This window comes from Terrabacter sp. GCM10028922, from assembly GCF_042666095.1.
GTDB lineage: Bacteria > Actinomycetota > Actinomycetes > Actinomycetales > Dermatophilaceae > Terrabacter.
In genome coordinates, this window is the sequence record NZ_JBHTFG010000030.1 from 85,715 (window position 1) to 111,391 (window position 25,677).

At 67.6% G+C, this 25,677-nt stretch carries 23 protein-coding genes; 19 read left to right on the forward strand and 4 right to left on the reverse strand.

Features of this window, described 5'->3' with window-relative positions; genetic code table 11:
* The first annotated feature begins 25 nt into the window (after positions 1 to 25).
* The 4 genes from ACFQU3_RS19970 (at position 26) to ACFQU3_RS19985 (ending at position 4,410) form a co-directional block, all read left to right on the forward strand.
* Positions 26 to 2,317, forward strand: a complete 2,292-nt coding sequence (locus ACFQU3_RS19970; RefSeq protein ID WP_385913012.1) for a glycoside hydrolase family 3 N-terminal domain-containing protein — start codon at positions 26 to 28, stop codon at positions 2,315 to 2,317.
* Positions 2,314 to 2,520 (forward strand): hypothetical protein, encoded by a 207-nt coding sequence (locus ACFQU3_RS19975; protein ID WP_385913014.1) that lies wholly within the window; start codon positions 2,314 to 2,316, stop codon positions 2,518 to 2,520. The genes ACFQU3_RS19970 and ACFQU3_RS19975 overlap by 4 nt, the downstream gene beginning before the upstream one ends.
* A complete protein-coding gene (locus ACFQU3_RS19980; RefSeq protein ID WP_385913016.1) occupies positions 2,517 to 3,731 on the forward strand; it encodes a glycoside hydrolase family 32 protein in 1,215 nt (404 codons plus the stop codon). Before ACFQU3_RS19975 ends, ACFQU3_RS19980 begins: the two co-directional genes overlap by 4 nt.
* Positions 3,732 to 4,089: 358 nt before the next feature.
* Positions 4,090 to 4,410 (forward strand): substrate-binding domain-containing protein, encoded by a 321-nt coding sequence (locus ACFQU3_RS19985; RefSeq protein WP_385913165.1) that lies wholly within the window; start codon positions 4,090 to 4,092, stop codon positions 4,408 to 4,410.
* A 412-nt stretch (positions 4,411 to 4,822) separates the two neighbouring features.
* Here ACFQU3_RS19985 and ACFQU3_RS19990 read toward each other — a convergent pair whose 3' ends face one another.
* A complete protein-coding gene (locus tag ACFQU3_RS19990) occupies positions 4,823 to 5,179 on the reverse strand; it encodes a DUF202 domain-containing protein (RefSeq protein ID WP_385913018.1) in 357 nt (118 codons plus the stop codon).
* A complete protein-coding gene (locus tag ACFQU3_RS19995) occupies positions 5,176 to 5,559 on the reverse strand; it encodes a YidH family protein (RefSeq protein WP_385913020.1) in 384 nt (127 codons plus the stop codon). The genes ACFQU3_RS19990 and ACFQU3_RS19995 overlap by 4 nt, the downstream gene beginning before the upstream one ends.
* A gap of 126 nt (positions 5,560 to 5,685) precedes the next feature.
* Between ACFQU3_RS19995 and ACFQU3_RS20000 the strand changes: the two genes are divergently transcribed.
* The 7 genes from ACFQU3_RS20000 to ACFQU3_RS20030 all read left to right on the forward strand — a co-directional run bounded on the left by ACFQU3_RS20000 (position 5,686) and on the right by ACFQU3_RS20030 (position 12,655).
* Positions 5,686 to 6,981: an MFS transporter gene (locus ACFQU3_RS20000; RefSeq protein WP_385913021.1), complete on the forward strand. Its 1,296-nt coding sequence runs from the start codon at positions 5,686 to 5,688 to the stop codon at positions 6,979 to 6,981.
* Between the two features lie 25 nt (positions 6,982 to 7,006).
* On the forward strand, positions 7,007 to 8,623 hold the full coding sequence (locus ACFQU3_RS20005; protein ID WP_385913023.1) for a sulfatase: 1,617 nt from the start codon (positions 7,007 to 7,009) through the stop codon (positions 8,621 to 8,623).
* A gap of 29 nt (positions 8,624 to 8,652) precedes the next feature.
* Positions 8,653 to 9,396 carry a GntR family transcriptional regulator gene (locus ACFQU3_RS20010; RefSeq protein WP_385913025.1) on the forward strand — a complete coding sequence of 248 codons (744 nt, stop codon included), beginning with the start codon at positions 8,653 to 8,655 and terminating at the stop codon, positions 9,394 to 9,396.
* A gap of 80 nt (positions 9,397 to 9,476) precedes the next feature.
* Entirely contained in the window at positions 9,477 to 10,421 is a 945-nt protein-coding gene (locus ACFQU3_RS20015) for a nucleoside hydrolase (protein WP_385913027.1), read from the forward strand.
* Positions 10,418 to 11,377 (forward strand): ribokinase, encoded by a 960-nt coding sequence (locus tag ACFQU3_RS20020; RefSeq protein WP_385913029.1) that lies wholly within the window; start codon positions 10,418 to 10,420, stop codon positions 11,375 to 11,377. Before ACFQU3_RS20015 ends, ACFQU3_RS20020 begins: the two co-directional genes overlap by 4 nt.
* Positions 11,378 to 11,526: 149 nt before the next feature.
* The gene (locus tag ACFQU3_RS20025; protein WP_385913167.1) at positions 11,527 to 12,447 is read left to right on the forward strand and encodes a formylglycine-generating enzyme family protein; all 921 of its coding nucleotides are present in this window, start codon (positions 11,527 to 11,529) and stop codon (positions 12,445 to 12,447) included.
* The gene (locus tag ACFQU3_RS20030) at positions 12,347 to 12,655 is read left to right on the forward strand and encodes a hypothetical protein (RefSeq protein WP_385913031.1); all 309 of its coding nucleotides are present in this window, start codon (positions 12,347 to 12,349) and stop codon (positions 12,653 to 12,655) included. Before ACFQU3_RS20025 ends, ACFQU3_RS20030 begins: the two co-directional genes overlap by 101 nt.
* Before the next feature lie 271 nt (positions 12,656 to 12,926).
* Here the strand turns inward: ACFQU3_RS20030 and ACFQU3_RS20035 are convergent, their stop codons facing one another.
* Positions 12,927 to 13,187: a DUF6221 family protein gene (locus tag ACFQU3_RS20035; RefSeq protein WP_385913033.1), complete on the reverse strand. Its 261-nt coding sequence runs from the start codon at positions 13,185 to 13,187 to the stop codon at positions 12,927 to 12,929.
* A 584-nt stretch (positions 13,188 to 13,771) separates the two neighbouring features.
* On the opposite strand from ACFQU3_RS20035, the gene ACFQU3_RS20040 reads away from it, so the two are divergent.
* The 8 genes from ACFQU3_RS20040 to ACFQU3_RS20075 all read left to right on the forward strand — a co-directional run bounded on the left by ACFQU3_RS20040 (position 13,772) and on the right by ACFQU3_RS20075 (position 24,512).
* Positions 13,772 to 15,103: a purine-cytosine permease family protein gene (locus ACFQU3_RS20040; RefSeq protein ID WP_385913035.1), complete on the forward strand. Its 1,332-nt coding sequence runs from the start codon at positions 13,772 to 13,774 to the stop codon at positions 15,101 to 15,103.
* A 29-nt stretch (positions 15,104 to 15,132) separates the two neighbouring features.
* Positions 15,133 to 16,683: a hydantoinase/oxoprolinase N-terminal domain-containing protein gene (locus ACFQU3_RS20045; RefSeq protein ID WP_385913037.1), complete on the forward strand. Its 1,551-nt coding sequence runs from the start codon at positions 15,133 to 15,135 to the stop codon at positions 16,681 to 16,683.
* Between the two features lie 2 nt (positions 16,684 to 16,685).
* Positions 16,686 to 17,762: a DUF917 domain-containing protein gene (locus ACFQU3_RS20050; protein WP_385913169.1), complete on the forward strand. Its 1,077-nt coding sequence runs from the start codon at positions 16,686 to 16,688 to the stop codon at positions 17,760 to 17,762.
* Positions 17,762 to 18,898, forward strand: a complete 1,137-nt coding sequence (locus ACFQU3_RS20055) for a DUF917 domain-containing protein (protein ID WP_385913039.1) — start codon at positions 17,762 to 17,764, stop codon at positions 18,896 to 18,898. Before ACFQU3_RS20050 ends, ACFQU3_RS20055 begins: the two co-directional genes overlap by 1 nt.
* Before the next feature lie 58 nt (positions 18,899 to 18,956).
* Positions 18,957 to 19,994, forward strand: a complete 1,038-nt coding sequence (locus ACFQU3_RS20060) for a DUF917 family protein (protein WP_385913041.1) — start codon at positions 18,957 to 18,959, stop codon at positions 19,992 to 19,994.
* 296 nt (positions 19,995 to 20,290) lie between these two features.
* Complete coding sequence (locus ACFQU3_RS20065; RefSeq protein WP_385913171.1) at positions 20,291 to 21,484, forward strand: PucR family transcriptional regulator; 1,194 nt, start codon at positions 20,291 to 20,293, stop codon at positions 21,482 to 21,484.
* 126 nt (positions 21,485 to 21,610) lie between these two features.
* On the forward strand, positions 21,611 to 21,925 hold the full coding sequence (locus tag ACFQU3_RS20070; protein ID WP_385913043.1) for a VOC family protein: 315 nt from the start codon (positions 21,611 to 21,613) through the stop codon (positions 21,923 to 21,925).
* A 2,296-nt stretch (positions 21,926 to 24,221) separates the two neighbouring features.
* On the forward strand, positions 24,222 to 24,512 hold the full coding sequence (locus ACFQU3_RS20075) for an ANTAR domain-containing protein (protein WP_385913045.1): 291 nt from the start codon (positions 24,222 to 24,224) through the stop codon (positions 24,510 to 24,512).
* 426 nt (positions 24,513 to 24,938) lie between these two features.
* Here ACFQU3_RS20075 and ACFQU3_RS20080 read toward each other — a convergent pair whose 3' ends face one another.
* A complete protein-coding gene (locus ACFQU3_RS20080; RefSeq protein WP_385913047.1) occupies positions 24,939 to 25,610 on the reverse strand; it encodes a Type 1 glutamine amidotransferase-like domain-containing protein in 672 nt (223 codons plus the stop codon).
* Between the last annotated feature and the right edge of the window lie 67 nt (positions 25,611 to 25,677).

Consider the following 25,677-nt stretch of genomic DNA (forward strand, 5'->3'; position numbering starts at 1 on the left):
CCCGCACCGACACAAAGGAGAACACATGCAGCCGGCTCCGCCCACTACACGCGACTCGCGGCGCTATCTCGACCCGGCCGCAGCGGTGGAGGCGCGTGTCGAGGACCTGCTGGCGCGGATGACGCTGCCGGAGAAGGTCGGTCAGATGCTCCAGCTCGACGGTCGCCAGGACCTGGTCGAAGTGGTAGACACCCGGTTGGCCGGATCGATCCTGCACCCGCCGCCGTCGCGGACGCACGAGGCGATCGAGCTCGCCCGGCGTACACGGCTGGGCATCCCGTTGCTGATCGCCGACGACGGCATCCACGGTCACTCGTTCTGGCCCGGGGCAACGATCTTCCCCACCCAGTTGTCGATGGCCTGCACCTGGGCCCCGGACCTGGTACACCGTGCGGCCCGGGCTGCGGCCACCGAGATCGCGGCCACCGGTATCCACTGGACGTTCTCGCCGGTGCTGTGCATCACGCGGGATCTACGCTGGGGCCGGGTGAACGAGACGTTCGGGGAGGACCCGTTCCTCATCGGCGAGCTCGGCGCCGCGATGGTTCGCGGCTACCAGGGCGAGGGGCTCGACGACCCGACCGCCGTGCTCGCCTGCGCGAAGCACTTCGCCGGCTATTCCGAGACCCAAGGCGGGCGCGACGCCAGTGAGGCCGACCTCACTCCCCGCAAGCTGCGGTCGTGGTTCCTGCCGCCGTTCCAGCGGGCGGTGGAGGCGGGCGTCCGGACGTTCATGCTCGGCTACCAGTCGATGGATGGCGTCCCGATCACGGCGAACCGTTGGCTGCTCAACGACGTGCTCAAGAACGAGTGGGGCTTCACCGGGACGCTCGTGACGGACTGGGACAACGTCGGCCGCATGGTGTGGGAGCAACGGGTCTGCGCGGACCAGGTCGAGGCGGCCGCGGTCGCCATCCGGGCCGGCAACGATCTGGTCATGAGCACCCCGAGCTTCTTCGAGGGCGCCCAGGAGGCGGTGAGCCGCGGCCTGGTCGAGGAACAGGAGCTCGACGACGCCGTCCGCCGAATCCTGCGGATCAAGTTCGAGCTGGGACTGTTCGAGGACCCGCGCGCTCCCGACCCTGTCCGGCAGGCGGTGGTGATCGGCCGCCGTGAGCATGCCGAGCTCAACCTCGAGGTGGCCCGGCGGTCACTGGTGCTGCTGCGCAATGACGGCGTGCTGCCGCTGCCAAGCGAAGGCACGCCACGAACTATCGCGGTGATCGGACCGAACGCCGATGACCCGCAGGCGATGCTGGGCGACTGGGCGGGTGCGACGGGTCAGGTCGACTGGATGCCGCAAGGGCATCCGCGCGAGTCCGTGGAGACCGTGCTCGACGGGTTCCGCGTCGTCGCCCCCGAGCACTGGTCGGTCACGCACGCGCGCGGGGCCGACATCGGGGTCCTGATGCCTGACCCAGCGGGGGCACTGCTACCCGATGGGCAACCGCGGCCGCCGATCTTCAGCCAGGCACCAGTCGACCCACCCGTGCTGGAGGAGGCCGTCGCCACGGCCGCGGCGGCCGACTACGCGGTGGTGGTGGTCGGCGACACCATCGCGCTCACCGGCGAGCTCTGCTCAACCGCCACACTCGACCTGCAGGGCGGGCAGATCGCGCTGCTGGACGCGGTCGCCGGCACCGGCACACCGATGATCGTCGTGCTGGTGCAGTCCAAGCCCAGCACGCTGCCGCAGTCGGCGCTCGACGCCGCCGCGATCATCGAGGCATTCAACCCGGGCATGCGCGGCGGGTCCGCAATCGCCGAGCTGGTCTTCGGGCTGTTCGAACCCAGTGGCCGGCTCCCGATCTCCTTCGCCCGCCACGTCGGCCAGCAGCCGGTCTACTACAACCAGGTCCGCGGCCAACACGGCCACCGGTATGCCGACCTCACCCAGGACCCGTTGTTCGCGTTCGGCGAGGGTCTGAGCTACACCACGGTGACCTACGACGAACTGCGCCTCCGCGAAAACCTCGTGGAGGTGGCCGAGACGGTCACAGCAGCAGTGCGGTTGACAAACACCGGATCTCGTCCCGCTCTGGAGACGGTGCAGGCCTACGTCAGTGACCTGACCACGAGCGTCACCTGGGCAGACCAGGAACTGAAGGCGTTCACCCAGGTGCAGCTCGCTCCTGGCGAGTCGCAGGAGGTGCGCATCGACATACCGGCCTCACGATGCACAGTGGTCACCGCCGACGGCCGCCGCGTGGTCGAACCCGGCGCGTTCCAGCTCCGCGTCGGACCCAGCTCGCGACAAGCAACCCACCTCGTCGCCAACTTCGAGATCCTCGAGAATGAACGGAGAAAGACACCGTGACACCCCGGCCCCGGCTGGTCGCCGACCTCGGCGTTGCCGGCGAGCTCGTGCGACGAGACTCGATCACCAAGCCTCGCGGCGTCGTCGCGTGGGGTCCGATGCTTGCCTATGCGACCCTGATCACGATTCCCGTCCCCGCCCTGTTCCTGCCCTTCCAGCGCGCGTTCATCGGGAGCATCGCGTCCAGCGGGGTGAAGGGATGAGCGCCCCAGACGAAATCGGCAGCCCACTCAGGCCCGCCCTCCACTTCACGGCACCGGACGGATGGCTCAACGACCCGCTCGGGCTCACCTGGCGCGACGGCAGGTACGAACTCTTCTACCAGGCGCTTCCCGGTGCCGACGCCTGGAACCCGCGCTGCCGCTGGGGCCACGCGACGAGCACAGACCTGCTCACCTGGACCCACCACCCGATCGCCCTAGAACCGGGCGAGGACGAACTCGGCTGCTGGTCCGGGGGGCTCGTCGTCCCCGACCCGGCATCGGCCCTGTCGGCCACGATCTACTACACGTCGGTCAATGAGCCGAACATGGATCTCGGCGCCGTCCGCGTCGCCCGTCCCGCGGACGAGGCCTGGCAGCAATGGGACAAGGGCAACGTCGTCGTCACACCCCCGCCGGGCGTGGACCTGCGCGTGTTCCGTGACCCAGTAGTGCTCCGCGACGGCGATCGATGGCGCATGCTCGTGGGTGCCGGCTATCGGGACGGAACCCCTGCCGTCCTGACCTTCGTGTCCAACGACCTGGAGGACTGGACCTACGACGGCGTGCTGGCGAGCACCTGGACGTCCCCCACCGGTCAACTGCCATCCGGCGAGGCATGGGAATGCCCGCAGCTCCTGCAAGTGGGCGACCGACACGTCCTTGTTGTCTCAACATGCCGAGACGGCTCGACCCAAGACGTCCTCGCCGGGGTCGGCACCTTCGCCGACGGGCGCATGCGCGTGGACCGATGGCAGCGGCTGACACACGGGACGGGCCACTATGCAGCGATGCAGTTCGTCGATGACGACGGCCAACCCTGCCTGCTCTTCTGGATCCGCGAGATCGCAGACCCCGACGGCGCCTGGACCGGCGCGCTCAGCGTTCCCTACCGGCTGAGCCTCGACAGTGCAGCCGCCGACCCAGTCCGGCTCACGCCGCACCCGACCGTTCCGCCGCCCGGCGCAGACGATCCGAGGGCCGGTGTGCGGCACATTGCTCTCGCCGACGGGGACGCCGTCCACCTCACACCAACCGGCCCCCCTCACTTGGCCGTCGACGTCCGGTACGAGCGGGGAACGGTGATCGTCACATCGAATGGAACTCAGACGATGGTCCCCGAAGTTCCCGGGCCAGTACACGTACTCGTTGACGGTCCCGTCATCGAGGTCTGCACCGGGACCGCACTCGTCGGTCTGACAACCAACGGCTGACGACGCTCGACGATCCGCGCAGCGACTCCACAGCAGGTAGACAGAGGCGGCAACAGCATGCGGCCGTGAGTGGTCCGGTGACCAACAGCCTTGAGCGTCTCGCATGGAGCGCGGCATGCCACGGTCCGATCTGACATGCCGCGGACTTGCTTCGTCGGGACAGTGTCGGATCAGCGCGCCGTCTGGCCTCAGGCCGACTGAAGGTCAGTCTTCGGCGCGGGGAACTCGCTTGACTGGCAATGGAAGTGGCCCTTCCTCGCCCGAGCCAGTCCGAGCCGACCAGGCACTTGAGCGCGACCATTGAGGAGACGTCTGGGCCGGCGGCGGCTGGGGCTTCACGACCGGGACCGGATCGCCTATCAGCCCACGCACCGACTGGGGCCATTGGAAGCCGCTTCTAAACCAGGACCCACCGACGGGCGCCCTCGCTCGCGGGTTGCGTGTCCCGGATGACCTGTCCATCTTCGCCATCGACATGTCAGAGCGGGCAGCACTGATGTCGGCGCCAGCGATGACGACGGTCAGCCCGGACGAACGGGAGATGGGTCGCATTGGCGTCGAACTGCTGATCAGCCGCCTTGAAGGTGGGTCCGGTCCTCACGCGCAGAAGCTCTTCGAGGGAGCGCTGCACGCCAGGGGGACAAGCGGTCCCGCTCCTTCTCGGTTCCGGGGTCAGTAGCCCTAGTCTCATTCTGAGTCTCATTCAGGCGTCATCGCCCACGTTCGGCAGCGTCCGCTTCCGATTAATCCAAGCGTGGACGTTGCTCGGAGGACCGCCGCGAACGCGCAGGTGCAGACCTCGAAAGCGTGTGTGTCGCAGGCGGCGTTACGGGCTCAGTTGTGAGGCAGCTTCTTCAACGGCGCATGACTGAGTTGGTGGTCGCGCCCAGGGCACGCCGGTCCGGTCGCAGACGGATGACGTCGGGTGTCAGAGCCCGGAGCCGAGCCGATGCGGGGAACAGACTATTGACGGCAGCATCAAGACGTCCTCAACGTCAGTTGGATTGGACCCACGTCCTCGAGCTTCCGCTCGGCGTTCTCCGCCTATTCATGTAAACCTGCTGGCAAGGCGCGGCAGACAACCTGGCTCGTCAGAGCGAGGGTATGAGGAAGACGAGAACGGCGTTGACGACCGTCACGGCACAGGCGCACATGACCGTCACCACCAGGAGGCACGCGCCGGGTCCACGAGCCAGTCCGTTCTCCCGGCGTAGGTTTCCGGCTATCGCCCCTGAACGCCGCTGCGCCCCCCACCAGACGAGCCCGGTGCCTACGCCGATGAGGACCACGACCACCCAGGCCGCCGCCCAGGACTGGGTCACCAGAAAGACGCGCGTGGTGAGAAGCGCGCCGCCGGCGAGGCCTAGGCACGTGCGCAGCCACGCCAGCGACGTCCGCTCGGGCTGGAGTCCGACATCCCAGAGGCCATGGTGGTCGCCGTGGCTCATCGGAAGACCGCGCCGATAAGGACGAGCAAGGCCGTCATTCCTCCGACGATCGTTAACGGCAGCCCCATCAGCGGTGAAGGAAGCGGTTGCCCGAGACGAAGCGCTCGCTCCGTCCTTCGCCACATCAACCATGCCAGTACTGGGGCCGCGGCTCCCGCGACGAGCAGCAGCATGGACGCGGCAAGGCGCCAGCCGGGATGGATGTTGAGCGAGAACGCTTCGAGGGCAACGCCGCCGGCGGTCAGGGCCAGACCCGTGCGGATCCAGGCGAGGAAGGTCCGCTCGTTGGCGAGGGTGAACCGTGGGTCGGGCTCATCGCCGACCCCGAATACCGACGCAGGGAATCTGCCCGTTGGCGGTGGGCCGTCGTCCACGGTCATCGCTCCTCCATATCACGGTCTTGACACGCCAGATCAACCGCTGCACGCTAGTAAGGAATAGACGTCTATACCTCAGGAGCCATCATGACACACTCCTCCACCGTCGTAGGAGCACAGCGGCGCTCGATGCGCCGGCTGGTCGCGGCCACGGTCATCGGCAACACGATCGAGTTCTATGACTTCTCGGTCTACGGCACGCTGACCGCGATCGTCTTCTCGAAGATCTTCTTCCCCCAGTCGGACCCCTCAGTCGCCACGATGCTAGTCCTGGGCACCTTCGCGGTCGGATTCCTGTCTCGGCCGCTCGGTGGGGTGATCCTCGGACACCTGGGTGACCGCGTCGGCCGCAAGCCGACCCTGATCCTCTCGCTGCTGCTGATGGGGGGCGCGACGGCACTCATGGGCCTGTTGCCCAGCTATGAGACCGCGGGGTTCGCCGCACCGATGATGCTGGTCGGCCTGCGCTTCCTGCAGGGCTTCGGCATCGGCGGTGAGTGGGGAGGCGCGGTGACCCTCATGATCGAAAGTGCGCCGATGCATCGTCGGGGCATCTACGGTGCCGCCGTGCAGACCGGCAGTGGGCTGGGCATCATTCTCTCGACGCTCACGGTCACCGTGTTGACGACCGTTCTGACTGCGGAACAGCTGCTGGCTTGGGGCTGGCGGATCCCGCTCCTGCTCAGCGTGGTCCTCATCGTCGTCGGTCTCGTGATCCGTTCGCGCATCGAGGAGTCACCCGAGTTCGAGCAGGTACTGGCCGGGAAGAAGGTCGTGCGGGTCCCGGTGGTGGAGACCCTGCGCCGGCACTGGCGCACGGTGCTGATCGCAATCGGCATGTACATCGCGGTCGCGGCCTTCGGCTTCACCCAGGGCGTGTTCTTCATCGGGCACTTGGTCAACGAGATCGGCCTACCGCGACCGACCGCCACGGAAGCCAACCTGATCGCGGCTGTCTTTTATCTGCTCTTCACGCTGGTCGGCGGGCTCCTATCCGACCGGTTGGGCCGGATCCAGGCCTACGTCCTGGGTGGACTCGTCCTCATCCCGGCCCCATTCATCATGTTCGCGGCGGGGGATACCGGCTCCGTGCCGGTCATCTTCGCGGCGATGGCAGTCGTGGGCGTACTGTCCGGGCTCGCCTACGGCGCCCAGGCAGCGCTGTTCTTCGAGCTGTTCCCGGCCAAGTTGCGTTACACGGGGATCTCGCTGGGCTTCCAGACCGCCGCCGTCCTGGGCGGTGGCCTCACGCCGATCTTCGCCGCCCTGCTGTACCAGTCCAGCGGATCAACGGTGCCTGTCTCCCTCTACATCACCGCACTGGCAATCCTCATGATCGGCTCCTCCCTCTTGGCGCGGCCCGTGCTCCGCGAGGAAGCACGGCGCGCCGAGGACGTCAGCGACCTTCCACCAGTGGCCGCTTGACCACCGGCGCACCAGCCGAGGTGAGGTGGGCCGGGTCACGCTGAGCCGGCCCACCTCACCTGGACACCGATCGCCCAACAGAGAGCAGGATCCCTTGCCCACCTCCCCGCGGTCCCGCCGCACCATCGTTCTTGTCATGGTCGACCAGCTCGCCGCCAAGTGGCTGGAGGTGGCGCGCGACCACAACGTGGTCGACCTCCCAAACTTCGATGCGATGCAGGCCGAAGGTGTGACGTTCACCAGGGCCTTCACCCCCAACCCCGTGTGCAGCCCGGCACGGGCAAGCCTGGCCACGGGGATGCCGACCCCCAGCCACGGGCTCACCGAGTGCGGCTACCGCCTCGACCCGTCGGTGCCCACGTTCATGCAATCTCTGCAGTCGCAGGGCTGGCGCACCGGTGCCTTCGGCAAGCTGCACCTCATCCCGCAGCTCGAGGCGCTGCGGCCCGACTACCGGCCCTATGGCTTCGACGTCACGCACATCACGGAGGACTCCCGTGTCGGTGAGTGGACCGACTGGGTGGCCGACACCCACCCCGAGCACTACGACGCCGCGCTGGCGACGGTGTGGATGACGATGATTCGGGAGCTGAAGGAGTACGGCCCGACGAAGGAGGACCTTCGGGCGCGAGTCCTGGCGGCGCGAGAGCGCTACCCAGAGTGCACCCAGGAGGCCTACGTCCTGCCCTACCCGGGCGAGGTGTCACAGACGGCATGGATCACCGACCGTGCGCTCGACTTCCTTGACTCGGCCGACGATCGGGACGTCTTCGCTCAGGTGAGCTACGTCCAGCCGCACAACCCGTTCACCCCGCCGCCGGAGTACGTGGACCGGGTTCGAACGGACAACATCCCGGAGCCTGTCGAGGCGGAGTGGGTCGATGCGCCCATCCCGTACTACCGGCAGGAGCGATACGCCCGCCCGAGCTACGAGGAACGAGACTGGCGCCGTGACCGCCAGCTGTACTTCGCCGACCTGGCTCACCTCGACCACGAGCTCGGCCGAATCCGCGAGGCCCTGGTGCGCACCGGCCGGGTTGACGGCGCCCTGGTCATGTTCACCTCTGATCACGGGGAGCTGCTCCACGATCACGGTCTGCTCGGCAAGTGGGAACGGCACTACGACGCCTGCATCCGTGTGCCACTGATCGTGACCGCGCCGGGCACGCACGCTGCCCGCGACTGCGACGCCTTCGTCGACCTCACCGACATTGCCGCGACGGTCTACGACTGGGCTGGGCTGCCGCATCCCAGTGTGCCGTTGAGGGACAACGGGACTCCCACGATGGGGCGAGCCGACCTGCTCACCGGCAGGTCCCTGTGGCCCCACATCGTCGGCGTTGGCCAAGGACAGCAGCGCGACCATGTGCTGGTGCAGTCCAACAACTCCCACCTCGAGGTCGGCCCGCGGAGTTGGGCCCGCACCCTGCGCACCGACCGATACCGCTACTCCCGCCACCTGTCCGGCGGGGGCGAGCAGCTGTTCGACCTACGGGCGGATCCCGACGAGCAGCGCAACCTCGCCTACGACAAGGCGCACGAGAGTGTGCGAACCGGGCTGCTCGAACTGCTCGCCGAAGCCTCGGTCACCGACGCCTTCCCGAGCTCGCCGCGTGAGCTGTACCAGCTCGGCTCGTGGTGATCCAAAAGAGGAGCCGCGCAGTGACCACAATGATCCCCATGCCCGCAACCAAGCGTGTCCAGCAAGTCGAGGCGGCCTGCCGCGAACTCATTCTCGCCGGCCGGCCCGGCGACCGCCTCCCCGGCGAAACGGAGCTCGCCGCACAACTTTCGACCAGTCGCGTCACCGTCCGCGAGGCCCTGTCCCGGCTCTGGCACGCCGGACTGGTGGTGCGCCGCTGGGGCGTGGGGACGTTCATCGCTGACGCGAGCCGGTTGCCGTCCGCCGGCAGCATCTACCTCGGCATGGAACACGTCGGCTCGCTCCCACAGCGACTGGCTGACGCCGGGCACGAGGTGGGCCTAAGCCACTTCGCCGTCTCCCGCAGTCAATGGCCCGACTGGGCCGGCCTTGCGGACGCCTACGAATCCCCGTGGCGGATCGAGAGGTGCATGACGATCGACGGCACGCCGGCGATTCTGCTCCATGACTACCTGCCCACCGAGGTCCGCGGAAGCGAAGTTCCCGAGCCTCACCGGCTGGCAGACATCCGCAACGACCTCCCCGGCATGCTGCGCTCGGCAGGCATACGCATCGTCAAGGACGAGGCGACGCTGCACGGCGTCTCCCTGAGCAGCGAACAGGCGCACCACCTACGGCTGCCCGCCGGCACGGCTACCTTGCACGCGCGCCAGCGCAGTCTCTCAGAGCACGGCGACGTCGTCGCCTGCGCCGAGGCCTATTACCGAACCGACACGTTCACGACCACCCTCGTCCGCACAGTCTCCGACTGAAAGCCACACACCCGTCGGCGCACCCCCGGGGGCGCCGCGACGAAACGACGAACAGGAGCCCCACCATAGTGACTGGCAGCATGCCGACCGAGCTCATCCTCGACTGCGACACCGGTGTCGATGACGCCCTCGCCATCCTCTATGCCGCCGGCCAAGGGGCCCGGGTGCACGCCTGTACCGTCACCCACGGCAACGTTCCGGTCGAGGTCGGCACGCGGAACACTCTCACCGTCCTCGACCTCGCCGGCCTCAGCACCGTGCCGGTGCACGCCGGCGCGAGCCGGCCGATGGCGCAGCCGCTGCAGACCTCTGAACACGTCCACGGTCGCGACGGGCTCGGTGACGCAGGCGTCAGTACGTCCAGCCGCCAGCCCGCCGGTGACCTCGCGGCAGTAGAGATCGTGCGGCTTGCCCGCGAGCGGCCGGGCAAGCTGACCCTGGTGGCTGTCGGGCCCCTCACCAACATCGGCCTAGCTCTGCTGCTCGAGCCCGACTTGCCCGCACTGGTGCGGGGCGTCGTCATCATGGGTGGCGCTGTCGGAGTTCCCGGCAACGCCAGCCAGCTCGGCGAGGCCAACGTCTGGCACGACCCGGAGGCGGCTCAGCTGGTCGTGGACTCGCGGTGGGATGTGCTGTTCGTCGGCCTGGAGACCACGATGCAGGCCCCGATCCCACCAGAGGCACTGCGACGGATCGAGGCGAGCACGGACCCGCGCGCCCGGTTCACCTGGGCCATCATGCAGCACTACATGGACCTCTACGAACCGACCCTCGGGCTTCGGTCGTGCATCCCCCATGATGCGCTTGCGGTCGCCCTGGCACTCGACCCGGACCTGGCGACCTACCGGTGCATCGAGGCGTACGTCGAGACAGGACCGGGCCGGACACGCGGCACCCTGGTCGGCGACCTGCGGCCCTTCGCCCCGCCCCCCGCCGAACCGTCAACCCGCGGAGTCATCCGCATCGTCGACCGCATGGACTTCAACACCTTCTTCGCCCGACTGCTTGAGAGCCTGGGCGCGTGAGCTCCCCCATGGCGAAGGACCGGCTCGTCAGCCACCAGGGGAGGGTTACGGTACTCGGCAGCGCGAACCTCGATCTCATCGTGCGGACCGCGCGGATTCCCCGCCCCGGTGAGACTCTCACGTCACATGCGATCCGACATGCCCCCGGAGGCAAGGGTCTCAACCAGGCGGTCGCCGCTTCACGCGCGGGCGCATCCGTCCGCTTCGTCGGCGCCGTCGGAAACAACGCCACCGGCGCCCAGCTCGCAAAGTACTTGCAGACCAACCAGATTGACACCACCGACCTCGCCACCGTGACAGCAGACTCCGGCACCGCGATCGTGATGGTCGACGACAACGGGGAGAATGCCATCCTCGTCACACCCGGGGCCAACGGGGCGGTCACACCCTTGCCTTCGCACCCGGGGCGCTGGCTCGACACCGACGTTCTCCTCATGCAGCTCGAACTACCCCTGTCCACCATCGAGATGGCGACGGCGGAAGCCGCACGGTCAGCACCGACCACCCGGGTCGTGCTCAACGCAGCGCCCGCGCGCCGTCTGCCCCGGGACCTGCTCGGGAACATCGACGTACTCATCGTCAACGAACATGAATGCCGGGAACTCACATCCAACCCCGAGCTGCCGGAGGCGGCCCGTGAGCTCGCGCAGAACGTCGCCGGCCTCGTCGTGACTTTGGGCGCCAGGGGTGCCACCTGGTTCGAGCGCGGTCACCAAGGCGGGAGCATCACACCTCCCAAGGTCACCCCTGTCGACACCACCGGTGCGGGCGACACCTTCTGCGGCGCCCTTGCCGCCGAGCTCGCGGCGGGCGCCTCGCTCGAGACGGCGATCGCTTTCGGCGTCGCTGCCAGCGCCCTGAGCACCCAGCAACACGGAGCGTCAGACTCTGCCCCGCACCGCCAGGAAGTGCTCGGCACGATGGAGGCGGGCCGCCATGTGCAACGCGCGCCCTAGCATCGAGATCGTTCGGGTGAACGGCATATGCAGGGTCGGCGACACGCCGCGCACCCAGACAGGAACCTGACGTGACCTCACACGCTCCGCACCCCGGGCAACCGCGAAAAGGCGGGACGCCGAACAGCCAGGCGGGCCGCCCCTGCTGCGTGCCCGCGTCCACCGACAAGCACGCGGACAACCTGCCAGTCCCGCGCACGCCCACTGGAGCACCGCACCGCCGGAGCGCCTTCATCCGCCTTCCAGGAGGCCGCTTCCTCATGGGAACCGATGACGCCGACGCCAATGCCGGCGACGGTGAAGGGCCGGTCCGAGAAGTCACTCTCGGGCCGTTCTGGATCGGCGCCACGACCGTCACCAACGCCGACTTCGCAAGCTTCGTGGACGCCACTGGTTACCGCACTGGTGCAGAACGATTCGGCTGGTCGTTCGTGTTCGCGGCCTTCCTACCCTCGAGCCTGCGCCGCGGCGCCGCACGGCCACCACTGGCTCCGTGGTGGTGCCGGGTCGAGGGGGCCACCTGGCGCACCCCCGAAGGCCCAGGGAGCAGCACCGAGACTCGCCTGGACCATCCGGTAGTCCACGTCGACCACGAGGACGCACTCGCCTACTGCGGGTGGGTGGGAGCCCGGCTTCCGACAGAGGCCGAGTGGGAGTACGCCGCCCGTGGCGGTCTCACCCAGGCCAGGTTCCCCTGGGGCGAGGACCTCACCCCGAGAGCCGAGCACTACTGCAACATCTGGCAGGGCACCTTCCCCACCAAGAACACCGCCGAAGACGGCTTCGCCGGCACCGCGCCAGCAGAGTCCTTCCAGCCCAACGGCTACGGTCTGTTCAACACCGCAGGCAACGTCTGGGAATGGTGCGCCGACTGGTGGGGCACCACCCACGACCCAAGGCCACAACACAACCCGACCGGGCCGAGCACCGGAACCTCCCGAGTCATGCGTGGCGGGTCGTACCTCTGCCATGACTCCTACTGCAACCGATACAGGGTCGCCGCCCGCACCTCAAACGACCCACACTCATGCAGCGGCAACCTCGGCTTCCGGTGCGCCATGGACGACTGAACCACCCCCAGGGCGGGGTCGAACCGGCGACCTTCCGATTTCAGCGGGTGGGATCGGCTCCGCAAATGCGGCCTCCTACCTCGCCCTTCAGAATGTCGGATGCGTGGGTGGTTCATGGCTCACGCCCCGCGACGCCCTCCTGGCAGGTGATTGGGGCCGCATCCAGACCATTGCGCTGCAGGCGTCCATGCTGCGGGTCGAGGCGTAAAACACCGGTCCGTCCGGCATCGCCGTCAAAGGCTCAAGGCGCGCAATCGCCATCTGGTCAGGTGTCGAGGGCACTCGAAAGCTGGACAGCTCCGGGCGGCCACCCTCGGACACCGTCCGGCCCTCGGTGAGCAGGGCCGGGATCCACTGGTCGCGCCTTGGACGTGGCTGGGCATCAGCGGCCGCGTCTTGCCTGAGCGGCGATGCGCAACAAAACAGAGGGCCCCATGAGGGACTGAGCGAGCGACATCTTCGCGGATGTGTCGGATGGCTCAAGGCCTCCATTCCTCGCGGTATTCGGGGTGGTTGGCGTATAGCTGCGCGAGGAGGCAGACGATGTGCTCGGCCTCGTCGAAGGCGGCCACCGCGCACATGTCGCCATCGTCGACCTCCTCGCTGGCCGCCCGCTCGAGGATCCGACGGTGCGCTGCCACAGTGGCGATCACGCGGTCTGCGTACGGCTCGCCTGCGTGCGCCTTGGCCGCCGACTCCTCCTCGTCGAGCCGGGCCGTCATGAACTCGATCAGGTCCATGAGGCCCATCATGACGCCAGGTCCCGGCTCTTTCGCGTGCGATGAGCTGCGAGGACGTGTGTCCGGTCGTCGTGGGCGTGGCCGTGCATCGAGTAACCGCGGCTGACGGTCATGCCGCGCGGGCCCATTGGTGGACCCGCCGTTCATTCCCGACGAGCTCGCTCGTGAAGTGGAGACCGGTGAGGCCGCCGTCGTCGCCGTGGCCGAACGCGCCAGCGGGTGTGCCGGGTGGTTCACCCACCATATGGAGCCGACGGAGTCGTAAGTCGCCTGCTCATCACCGCCGCCGGTAGCGCGGTCAGCGACGTGTGCGGCGGACGCCAGCACCGTCGCGTTCGGCTATCGCGTCGACCGGTCGGATCTCCCAGGAACTGGCGGCGGGGAGTTCCCACGCGTGTGCACCCAGGGTCGTGGTGAGACCGCGCGCCGAGGGCCGAGTGCGTAGACCATCGCAGATGGGTGGCGTGGCTGGGCATGTGCAGACTGCACATGCCGGCCCTAGAAATGGGCAGTCCGCCCATTGCAGGCCCGCGGCGACCACCCTACTTTGGCCGCACCCACATTCCCCAGGAAGGACATCAGTCATGGCTCACGCAGATGACTTTGCGCTCTCGCGAGTGGCGCCGCCGGCGCGACGGCATTGGTTCGGTATCGCAGTGCAGCGATTCGGCCAGGTAAGCGCCCTTTCACAGTTCCTGCTGGGCGCGACGCTCGGCTTCAGCATGACCTTCGGTAACGCGGTGCTCGCCTTCCTCTTCGGCTCGATCATCCTCGAGGTGATCATGTGCGTAGTCGGAATAGTCGGGCAGCGAGAAGGGCTGAACACCGCACTCCTCGCGCGGTGGACAGGGTTCGGAGAGATCGGTGCGTCCCTTGTCGGTCTCGCCATCGGGATCAGCCTCATCGGGTGGTTCGGCATCCAGTCCGCGATCTCTGCCGAGTCGCTCGACGCTCTTATGCCGGGCGCGCTTCCGGCGTGGGCCTGGTGCCTGATCTTCGGCCTCATCGTCACGGCGATCGTGGCGGTGGGCTTCGGCGGTATGCAATGGCTGGCCAACATCACCGTGCCCCTGTTCCTGGCCCTTGTCGGCTGGTCGATCATCTCCGAGCTGAGCCGCCACTCCATCGGCGACCTGCTCACGTCGCCTCCACCGGGTCCGGCGATCACGGTCGGTCAGGGGACGGCAATCGTCGCGGGCGGCCTCATCGTCGGCGCCATCATCACGGCGGACATGACGCGCTTCAACCGGTCGGCTTCGGACGTCGTCAAGCAGACCGTTGTGGGAGTCACCCTGGGGGAGTTCGTCATCGGCCTGGCAGGGGTGCTACTGGCCCACGCCGCGGGCACGGGCAACATCGTCGCGATCGTCACCTCGTCGGTCGGCCTCATCGGCCTGCTCATCGTCCTCACCGGCACCCTGAAGATCAACGACTGGAACCTCTACTCCTCCTCGCTCGGCCTCGTGAACTTTGTATCGACTGCCTTCCGGCGCGATCTGCACCGAGTGACCACGACAATCGTTCTCGGGGTTATCGGATCGGTCCTTGCGGCCGCCGGCATCCTCGGTCACTTCACGGACTTCCTGATCGTCCTTGGCGTCGCCTTCCCGCCGATCGCGGGCATCATGATCGCCGAGTACTTCATCGTCAAGCAGTGGCGTGCTGACCTCGACGAGACGCGGTCACTGGGCACCCTGCCCGCTACGGCGCCGCGACTCGTACCGGCCACACTCGTGGTCTGGGCGATCTCCGCTGCGGTCGGCTACTTCGCCACCTGGGGCATCCCAAGCATCACCTCGCTGCTGCTGTCGGTCGTGCTCTACGTCATCGCCGGCAAGCTCGGCCTCATCCGGGGTGTCGGGATCACGAACACGAGGACCGTCGAGGCGCTCCCCGAGTCGCAACCGGTGCACTGACACACCGCCCAAAGAACGCAAGGAGAAACATGCACATCGGAATCGACGTCGGCGGTACGAACACGGATGCCGTTCTCATGGAGGGCGCCCAGGTCCTCGCCGCAGTCAAGGAGTCGACGAGCGAGGACGTGACGAGTGGCATCGTCAGCGCCATTCAGCAGATCCGCGCACAGCACCACTTTGAGGGCACCACGATCCAAGCCGTCATGATCGGGACCACCCACTTCATCAACGGGCTCGTCGAGGCGCGGCGCCTTGCCCCGACAGCGGCCCTTCGCCTCGGCCTACCGGCAACCCGGGCCCTGCCTCCTTTCGTCGACTGGCCAGCCGGGCTACGCGCCGCCATCTCGGGTCGCGCCTATCTCGCGCATGGGGGTTACGAGTTCGATGGCCGTCCGATCTCTCCGATCGACCACGACGAGCTGAAGCGGCACGCCGCCGACATGGCGGCCCACGGCATCCGCTCCGTCGCGATCTCGTCCGTGTTCAGCCCCGTCAATCACGACCTCGAGGTCGAGGCGGCTGCTGTGGTCTGTGGCGAGCTGGGCCCGGATGTCGCCATCTCGCTGTCCCACGAGATCGGCCGCATCGGGTTGTTGGAACGGGAGAACGCGACGATCATCAACGCCGCCCTGAGGGAGATGGCGGTCTCGATCGTCGATGGCCTGACCGCCGCCGTCCGCGCTCACGGCATCGATGCCCCGATCTTCCTCAGCCAGAACGACGGCACCCTCATGGATGAGAACTTCGTCCGCCGCTACCCAGTGGCCACCTTCGCCTCGGGCCCGACGAACTCCATGCGCGGGGCCGCTGCCACGAGCGGGCTGGAGACCTGCGCCGTGGTCGACATCGGCGGAACTACCTCGGATGTCGGCCTGCTCGTCAATGGGTTCCCGCGTGAGACCACGACAGAGGTCAAGGTGGCGGGGGTCCGAACGAACTTCCGCATGCCCGACGTGCTCTCCATCGGCATTGGCGGCGGGAGCCACGTCGACTCAGGTACCGCGGAGGTCGGGCCACACTCTGTTGGCTACAAGCTGACCTCCGAGGCATTGGTGTTCGGCGGGTCCCAGGTGACGGCAACGGACCTCGCCGTGGCCGCCGGACGAGCCGACGTCGGTGACGCCTCACTGGTCGCCCACCTGGACCGCGATCTGGTCAACAGAGCACTCGACCGGGTCGCCAACCGCATCGCCGAAGCCGTCGATCGGATGCGCACGTCCGCCGAGCCCATTCCTGTCGTCGCCGTCGGTGGTGGCTCCATCCTCCTGCCTGACGAGATTCCCATCTTCGGAGCGGTGCACCGACCCGAGAACTACGCAGTGGCCAATGCCATCGGTGCCTCCATCGCACAGGTCGGAGGTGAGATCGACAAGGTCTTCGCTGTCGACCCAGGACGCCGCGATGCGATCCTCGACGAGGTCCGCCAGGAGGCGGTGGACAAGGCGATCGCTGCCGGGGCCAGCCCATCCACCGTGAAAATCGTCGACTTCGACCAGGTGCCGATCCCATACCTGCCCGGCAACGCGACCCGGATCAGGGCCAAAGCAGTCGGCGACCTCGACATGGGAGCGGCGTGACGATGGCCTGGACACTGGATGCGGACCAGATCCCGGACCTGGCCAGGGGCGCTGCGGTCCTCGGAACGGGCGGCGGGGGAGACCCTCACATCGGGGCCCTGCTTGCCACTCAGGCCCTCACCAAGCATGGAGCGGTCGAGGTTGTCAGCCTCGCTGAAGTGCCGGCGGACGCCTGTGTCGTCATGGTCGCGATGATGGGAGCACCGACCGTCATGGTCGAAAAGCTGCCATCGCTCGACGAGGTCGTCACCACGGTGCGGGCGCTAGAGCCCTTTCTTGACGGCCCTGTCACTCATATCGCCTGCGCAGAGGTGGGCGGAGTGAACTCCACCATCCCGATCGTCGCTGCGGCTGCGCTGGACCTGCCGCTCGTCGACGGCGACGCCATGGGACGCGCCTTTCCCGAGCTCCAGATGGTTCTGCCGACTCTGGCGCGAGTCGACGCCACGCCGATGGCCTTCGCTGACGACAAGGGCAACACCGGCGTGCTCACCACGATCGACAACGCGTGGGCCGAGCGGATCGCCAGGGTGGCATGCGTCGAGATGGGCTGCTCGGTGATGATCGCCCTCTTCCCCCAGTCCGGTGCACAGCTGAGCCAGACGATGGTGGCTGGCTCGCTCAGCAAAGCCGCGGCCATCGGCCAGACCATCGTTGCGGCACGAGACGCCAACGAAGACCCCGTGGCTCGCGCTGTGGACGAGCTGGCGGGCCGGGAGCTCTTCGCCGGCAAGGTCATCGACATCGAGCGAGCGACGACTACCGGGTTTGCGCGTGGCCGCGCTCGGATCGAAGGCGAACGCGGTGGCATGGAGTTGTCATTTCAGAACGAGCACCTTCTCGCGCAGGTGGACGGGATGGTACTTGCCACCACCCCCGACCTGATCATCGTGCTCGAGCACGACTCCGGAGAACCGATCACCACGGAGGGGCTGCGGTACGGGCAACGGGTCCGGGTCATCGCCGCTCCGTCCGACGAGCGGTGGCACTCCGCCGAGGGCTTGGCCTTGGTGGGGCCGCGCTACTTCGGTTACGACGTGGACGCACATCGCTTCGACGGGGCACGGGAGGTCGCCTGATGAGCTGGCAGATCACACGAGACGACTTGGCGGACCTCGCGCGCGGCGCGACTCTCCTTGGCACGGGCGGGGGAGGAGACCCGTACATCGGGATGATGCTCGTCCAGCGCGTTCTCGGCGACGGCGCGATAACCATTCTCGACCCCGACGAAATCGCCGACGACCTCTTCGTCATCCCCACGGCCCAGATGGGCGCTCCGACGGTCATGATCGAGAAGATCCCGGCTGGCACTGAGCCGACGTTGTCCCTGCGCATCCTCGAGGAACACCTCGGCCGGTCGGCCGACGCAACCATGCCCATCGAGTGCGGCGGCATCAACTCGATGATCCCGCTCATCGTCGCCGCTGAGACCGGCCTGCCGGTCGTGGACGCGGACGGCATGGGCCGAGCCTTCCCCGAGCTGTCGATGGAGACCTTCGCCGTCTACGGGGTGCACGGATCCCCCTTGGCCCTGGCGGGGGAGCGCGGTGAGCGGGTCATCATCGACACGGGCGACGACGACCGGCAGATGGAGTGGCTGGCCCGAGCGGTCACGATCCGCCTCGGTGGCGTCGGGCACATCGCCGAGTACGCCATGACAGGCGCCGACGTGAAGCGCACCGCAGTGCCACGGACCCTGTCCATGGCGCTGGCGCTGGGACGCGCGATCCGCCTCGCCCGCGAAGAGAAACGCTCACCGTTCGACGCGATCCGCAACACCCTCGCGACCACCTTGTACCGGCACGTACGCACGCTCTTCGAAGGCAAGGTCGTCGACGTCGACCGTCGCACGACGGAAGGATTCGCCAAGGGAGTTGCCCGCATCGCTCCGGCAGACGGCGGGCAGGGCGAGCTCGAGATCCGGTTCCAGAACGAGAACCTCATCGCCCTGCGCGACGGGCACATGGTCGCCATCGTCCCCGACCTCATCTGCGTCGTGGACAGCGACTCGGCGGAGCCCATCACCACCGAGGGCCTCCGATACGGGCAGCGCGTTCGGGTCCTGGGCATCTCCACACCGGAGATGATGCGCACCCCCGCGGCTCTCACCGCGTTCGGCCCGCCCGCGTTCGGCCTAGCTGAACGCTTCAGCCCCGTGGAGTCTCTTGCGAGTGGGGAAGGGGAGCCGGCATCCGCGGCCACCCTCGTTCACTAACGCAAGCCCCGGCCGAGCGGGGAGCGGCACCTGACCGGCGTACCCCTACGCTGGACAGGTGCCGCTGACACTTCAGGCCGCGGACCTGCCGACGCTCTCGCGCGGATTCGCACTACTCGGCTCTGGCGGCGGTGGGTCCCCGCACGTCGCACAGCTGATTCTGGCCCAGTCGGATCGCTGGCCCATCGCAGTGCACAGCCTCGACGAGCTCGAGCCGGCAACGCCCTGTGTCGCCGTCGGCTACATCGGCTCCACGCTGTTGCTCGAGGAGCGGCTGCCTGACGCGGAGCCGTTCACGCCAGCCATTGCGGCGATCGAGCGTTGGCTCGGTGTGGAGTCCTCCGCGGTGTGTTCCATCGAAGGGGCAGGGCTCAACGGTCTATCGACCCTCCAGCTGGCGCCTCACCGAACGATAGTTGACGCCGACTGCATGGGGCGAGCACTTCCCGACCTCGACCAGATCTCCCTCCTCGTTGATGCGCTACCAGGGTTGGTCGCGGCCACCTCGACTGGTGCTGGAGGTGTCGCGCTGGTCGATGGAGCCCGGCCGGAGGACGTGGAACGGGTCCTGCGAACCGCGACGTCGTGCAACGGGGGATGGGCTGGTTTCGCGTTGGGAGGGTTTCAAGTGGGCGACCTCGTGGACCACGCCATTCCGGGCGGCATGAAGCGGGCACAGAGTCTGGGGCGAGCCATGCTCGCTGCCGATGCATTACGGCCCAAGGATCTGGCGATGGCTCTTCATGGGTCCCTGCTCGGCGTAGGTCGAGTGGTGGCCATCACCCCTGAGCCGGGCGCGGCAGCGGCCCACTCCTACGATGTGCGCACGGATGGCGCGGATGTGCTTCGGCTTGTGGCGCGTTCGGAGTTCATCGGGCTGCTCTGCAACGGAGTCGTCGCCGCCGCGAGCCCGACCATCATCACTGTTCTCGACACCGTCAGCCGCGCCGCTCTGCAGGTCGACGAGCTTGCGGTGGGAAAGGACGTCATCATCCTTGGGTTACCCGCTGCCGCTTGGTGGGGCTCCGACTCGAGGAGGCTCGCAAGGGTTCGCCCCAGCCGTTGGGGCATCGCTGGCCTGGAGGAAGAGTGGTGAGCGCCGGCCTGACTCTCGAGGCACTCCTCGAACATCAGGATGCGGGTGGGCTCGTCATCGTCAGCGGGACCGAGGGCAGCTGGGCCACGGTCGCCGTCGAGATCAGAGAGCAGGACCTGCCAGATTCGACCACCGACGGACTCGCTGTGATCGTCACTCCGGCCCCCGCCGTGTCCTGGCAGACGGATGCCCTGATCCGACGCGTCCGAGACAGAGGGTTCACAGGGCTCGCTCTCACCGGCGACCCGATCGGTGCAGGGAGCCGAGCCCTCGCGGAGCGACTCGGTGTCCTCGTGATGCACGTCGATCATCCGACCCGGCTGGCCCGCGCCTGCTGGCAGCTACTGGAGGCGCGTGACTCGCTCACACTCTCCACTGTCCAGAAGATCGCGCGCTCCATCGAGTACCAGGCACACGACCTCGGTGACCTGCTCGCACACGTCGCTGCCAACGTGGGTCACGGCATAGCGTTGATCGACCGCGAAGGAGTCCTTAAGAGTGCGGGTGATCCCGTTCCCGACTCTGTGCTTCGTCGGATCGACTTCGGCCACTGGCTGGACATCGCGGAAAGCAGCGAAGGGCTCGCCGCCTCCGTCCCGGTCGGGAGCCGGAGCAGGCAGGGCTTGCGAATCGCCCTGCACGGCAAGAACGCCGGCATCGCCCACCGCAACGCACTTGCGACGGCGGTTGAGGTGGTGATGCCGATCGTGGCCGCCAGGCTCCTCGTCGACGAGGTCGAGTCCGTCAGTGACGTGTCCCGATCATCAGGGCTTCTGGGAGACTTCCTCGAGAGCCACGGAAGCCTCAACCCTGAGGTTGAACAACGGATGCTCGCGCGCGGATGGCGTGTCAGCGGCTACCACCTCGGCTTCCGCATGCTGGGTCGAGGTCGTCTTGACCAGATGGAGCTGCTTCGCTTCCTCACGTCCAAGCTGGCTCTGCTCCCGGTCGACTCCCACGCCACCACCCGCGGCGCCGGCGTCACTGGCTGGCTGACAGTCGCTCACGCCCCGACTGCCACGCAGCTCGCCCATCACATCCGAGCGCTGCATGAGCTGCACGCCTCAGCGTTGTCCACCTTTCCCATCGCCACCGGCGTCGGCTCATTGAGGTCGGGAAGCGATGGGCTTGCCACCACACTTGGCGAGGCGCGCGACGCGGCGAGGCTTGCTACGGACCGTGCGCGAGCCGGCTGGTTCGTCTCGATCGACAGCCTCGGTCTGGAGCAGCTGCTGCTTTCATGGACGAGCAGCGACACGTTCGCTCCGGCCGCACAGTCCCTCCTCGGCCCGTTGAGTGAGACGGAACGCCACACCCTGGCCACCTACCTGGACGAGGAGTCGTCGGTCCTCGCGACGGCTCAACGCCTTGGCCTTCACCGCAACACCGTCTCAGGCCGCATTCAACGCATCCAAGCCGCCCTCGGCGCCGACCTGGGCGATCCCGAAACACGGTTGGCCCTTCAGCTGGCATGCCGGGTCGCTCGCTGAAGCATCGGATCACCGTTCGGCGTCATCCTGATCTGCCGTCGAACAACAAGCGCTCGAAATGCCGCGACATGACCTCGTGCTGGACATGCACCCAGGGAACAGCTGATTGTCCACTCGGCGGATCCAGTGACTTTGGGGCAGTGGTGGGCCGACGCTCTTGGTTGGGTCGTCGTCTACTTCTCAGCTGACGTGTTCGAGATCCGCCCGAAGTCCGATCGCACGCCGGGGTTGGACTTCGTGCAGCTCGAAGAAGCCAAGAAGACGAAGAGCAGACTGCACCTCGTCCGGCCCAATGACCAGGACGCTGAGGTAGCTCGTCTGGTCTCCCACGGCGCCCGGCGCGTGGACATCGGCCAGGGGGATCGACCGTGGGTCGTTGGCCGACCCCCGAAGGCAACGAGTTCTGCGTCCCTGGTTCATGACGGCGTCAGCGGCACATGAGTGCGTTCTCTGCGTCCCCTGGTTCTGTGCCTACTCGCCCTCTACGGGACGACCCGGCAGCCTGCGCGCAGCAGGGCCGGTGCAGCGACCGTGCGCGGGCCGTCGTCCGCGCGGGCCGGGAGGGAATCCCAGGTGTGGCGGCCTTCAGGGAATCTCCCGCGCGGCGGCTGTGTCCGGTGGTGGGCTCTGGACCACAACCGCCGTCGACTGTCTGTGCCGAGTTCGTGGCGAAGTTTCGGTAGGCGTGGCGTTCGTGCAGGTCAGGGCCTTGGATCCCTCGGACTGTAAATCCGTCGCGAAAGCTACGAAGGTTCGAATCCTTCACCTGCCACCCAGTGCTCAGAAGGGCCTCTGACCAGCGGAAACGCCGGTCGGAGGCCCTTCTGGCGTGGTCGGGCAGAGTCCGGGTCTCAGTGACTGGATACGGGGGTCGGCGACAAATACGCGACAAAGTTCCAGCTGGCTCGCTCGCCCGTCAGTCGTCGTCGTGGAGGGCCGCCTCGATGCGCCTACGAGCCTGCTCTTCGTGGCCATATACGCACTTGGCGTAGACGCGGAGCAAGACGTGCACACAGTGGCCGGCCCACTCTGCCCCTGGGTTGCCGGTACGCCGGCGTTCAGCCAGGTCGAGACGCATGCGTGACGAAGGTCGTACGGTCGGCGGGCAAGTGGCGAAGCGGCCTCCCGCGGTCAAACGGCTTGTTCCCGGGCGAGCTTCCGGACGCAGTCCGCCGTACCCATGCGAAGCGGCTTCACGAAGGGTCGGGGTAGCGGTCGCCCGGCGACGCCGAACCGGCTTACGAAGAGCCGTCCATCTGGACTGCACTCGAACTGGTCGACGTGCGTACGGAGCGTCGCGACGAGATCCGGATGGGCTGGGACCTGCCTGACGTGGCGAGTGGTCCGGTGCTTCAGCGGGCGGTCTTCATCGGCGGTATGCGAATCGGACCCGCAGTAGCTGAGGCCTGAGTCGAGCCTCGGAGGGTTCCTGGTGCAGCTCCCACGCCGCCCGATGAGAGGCTTTGAACTGGGCCGGTGAGGCCGTCGGGAAGGACTGGCGGGCTCCGCCGCTGGATACCGTGGATGTGGCGGCGTCGCCCCTTACCCCTCCCCCGGGATCCCCCCGGGGCGGCGCCGTCCAGAGTCGGCGTCGCAGACGACCCAGAGGTCTCGACGCCGCAGCGGTTCTGCCGCACCGCTGGGTACTTCACCAAGGAGGACGTCGTCGCTTCGTGTGAGGTTCAGCTCGATACCCCTCTCGGTGGCGCCGTCCCACAGCGATCCACGCGACTCAATGTCTCCGGGGAGTGGGCGAGGCGCCGCCGTCGGCGCCCGATCACAGCTGGGGCGGCGCCTCACTGCATGCCGGTCATCTGGTCGGAACGACGCGGCCGAGGAGGACGCATGTCCTCGCGTCGGTGCCGTTTGGGGACATCGAAGTCGGGTGATCAGCCGCCGTCGTAGGTCGCGCGAAGCTCGGCGACGTTGATCTAGCCCATCTTTAGCATCGCCTGCCAGGCCCGCTCGTTCGCGGCGCTGGTGTAGTCGCCGGACGGCTGTCGTCTTCGGCACGAGCTCAGCGCCGCGATGCATTGCCCAGGCGGCGCGAAGAACGGGCGCTGACCGCCCAACGCGTCAGGCGTACGCAGGCCCGGGCCGAGCGGGCCGAGGATTGTCCGCGATTTCGCAGCGACGGCGGGCGACGCGTGCCATCGTGGATGGTGCCTTAGCCGGGGGGAATCGGGGGGTCGGTTCTAGGTCCCGTCATCGGGTGCGGGAAGTGGTGCTGCCGACGCGGAGGGTGCGCCGGCAGCGCCACCGCCCGGGTCCGGTGGGGACGGACCGGACGGTGGCGAGCCGCGCGATGCTCAGCGGGGCAGCAGAGCTCCGCGTCGGTCTGCATCCAGACAACGAATGCGGCCACGGAAGGGTCACGCGTGGCCTCGTCGGACGATCACTGCCCCGCCCCCGAGAGGCAGCGTCGCCGCTCCCAGCAACGAGTAGGGGGAGTTGCCGGGAGCACCGTTGGCGCGCTCGGACGGGAGGGGAGTGTCTTCGCGGGCGACACGGTCACATCGTCCGCACTGTCAGGTCGGCAGGTCCGGCACCGTGAGAACCGCTCGAGCAAGCCCGGCCAACAGGCCGACACCGTCACGAGCGCAGGCCTCGGTCCAGCCCTGTGCGACGGTCGCCCCTCGCGCCGTTGAGTTGCCGCTAACGACGGCGCTATCGTCGAGGTTGGATGGGCACACCGGTCAAGCAGGGCGCCGGAAGCTAACGGTAGGGGAGTACCGACATGACGACCTCCGTCACGCTCGGGGGACACGAAGCGATCGGGGGCGAACCGACCGCCCAAGCGGGCAGTCTCGCGGACCGCGTCGCCGAGCTCGAGGGAGCAAATGAGAACCTGTGCCGCGCGCTTGAACACAGCCGCGACATCGGTGTCGCGATGGGCGTGCTGATGTCATCGCGCCAGGTCAGCCGTGACGAGGCCTTCGACCTGTTGCGCGAAGCATCGATGCGGACCAATCGCAAGCTCCATCTTCTCGTCCTCGACGTCATCAAGACCGGTGTGCTGCCACGCTGACCCCGAACGCGCTCGCCATGCATCGGGAAGGCGTGGGTCCATGACCGGCGCGCACGAACGCGCTGTGGACCGCGCACTCCGCGCCGATTGAGTGCGTTCGGGCGAGGTTCGAGGGGGAAGGCGATGGATGGAAGCTGGTCAGTCGGCATGCCGACCCTTTGACGACGCCGCATCCCGATGGGCCGATTCGCCCCTCCAGTTGATCGTTCGTCTGCGCTCAGGACTGGCCGCCCCAACATCGGCAGATCCGGTAAACAGCCCTGGGTGCCCCGCTCCTGCCCGGGTCGCGGCGGATAGACGCGCCGCATGAACATCGCTTGAACGAACTCGTCGCGGCATAGAAAGACGTCCTGCGCGGTCGGGTCTGGCGCGGGAAACATCCTCCCGATCAGGGGGCGACTCACTGGCTCGCGGTGGCGTCAACAGCTATGAGGGGAAGTGCTTCCAGTGTCCTTCTGACACGACCTCGACGGTGCCGTCGACCACCTTGATGGCCGTCTCGTCGTCCATCGCATATGCCGGACCCGAGATGCCGGCCGCCCACTGCTCCGCCTCGGCCATGGAGTTGCCCGGCATGCCGGCGGGAGCCAAATGGGGACAGATCGAGAAGTCGACGATGCCCAACGTGCCCTCGTCCCCGGTCGGCGGTCTCCACTGGATGAAGTCCTGCCCGACCTCGGGGGTCATCACCATGCTCCCGGCGCTCAGCCCCACCCAGACCGTCTCGCTCAGCGACGGAAGCAGGTCCGCCAGCCCAGACTGCCGCATCCAGTGGCACAGGTAGAGAACATCCCCGCCCGCCACCAGCAGGACGTCCGTCTCCCGCACCAGGGGCACCCAGCGCTCTTCATCGATGCTGGGCAACGCGGTGAGCTCCAGCACGCCAACGGACTTCCAGCCCAAGTCGACCATGGGGTTCTCGGCATTCCCACTGATGAACTGCCAAGCCCTGACGCCAGGGCCGACCGATGGGTGTCCGTACTGCGCGGTCGGGATGCACAGAGCGCTCGAGTCGGCGATCGGCTTGCCGAGCAGCTCGACCAACGCATCACGGATGCTCGGGTTCGTGACGCCGCCAGAGGTGAGGAGAAGCCTCATCGCTTGCCTCCACATGTCATGGGCGGTCCCAGCGGCCAGCTTGGTCGACCGGAAACGGGCTCACCCG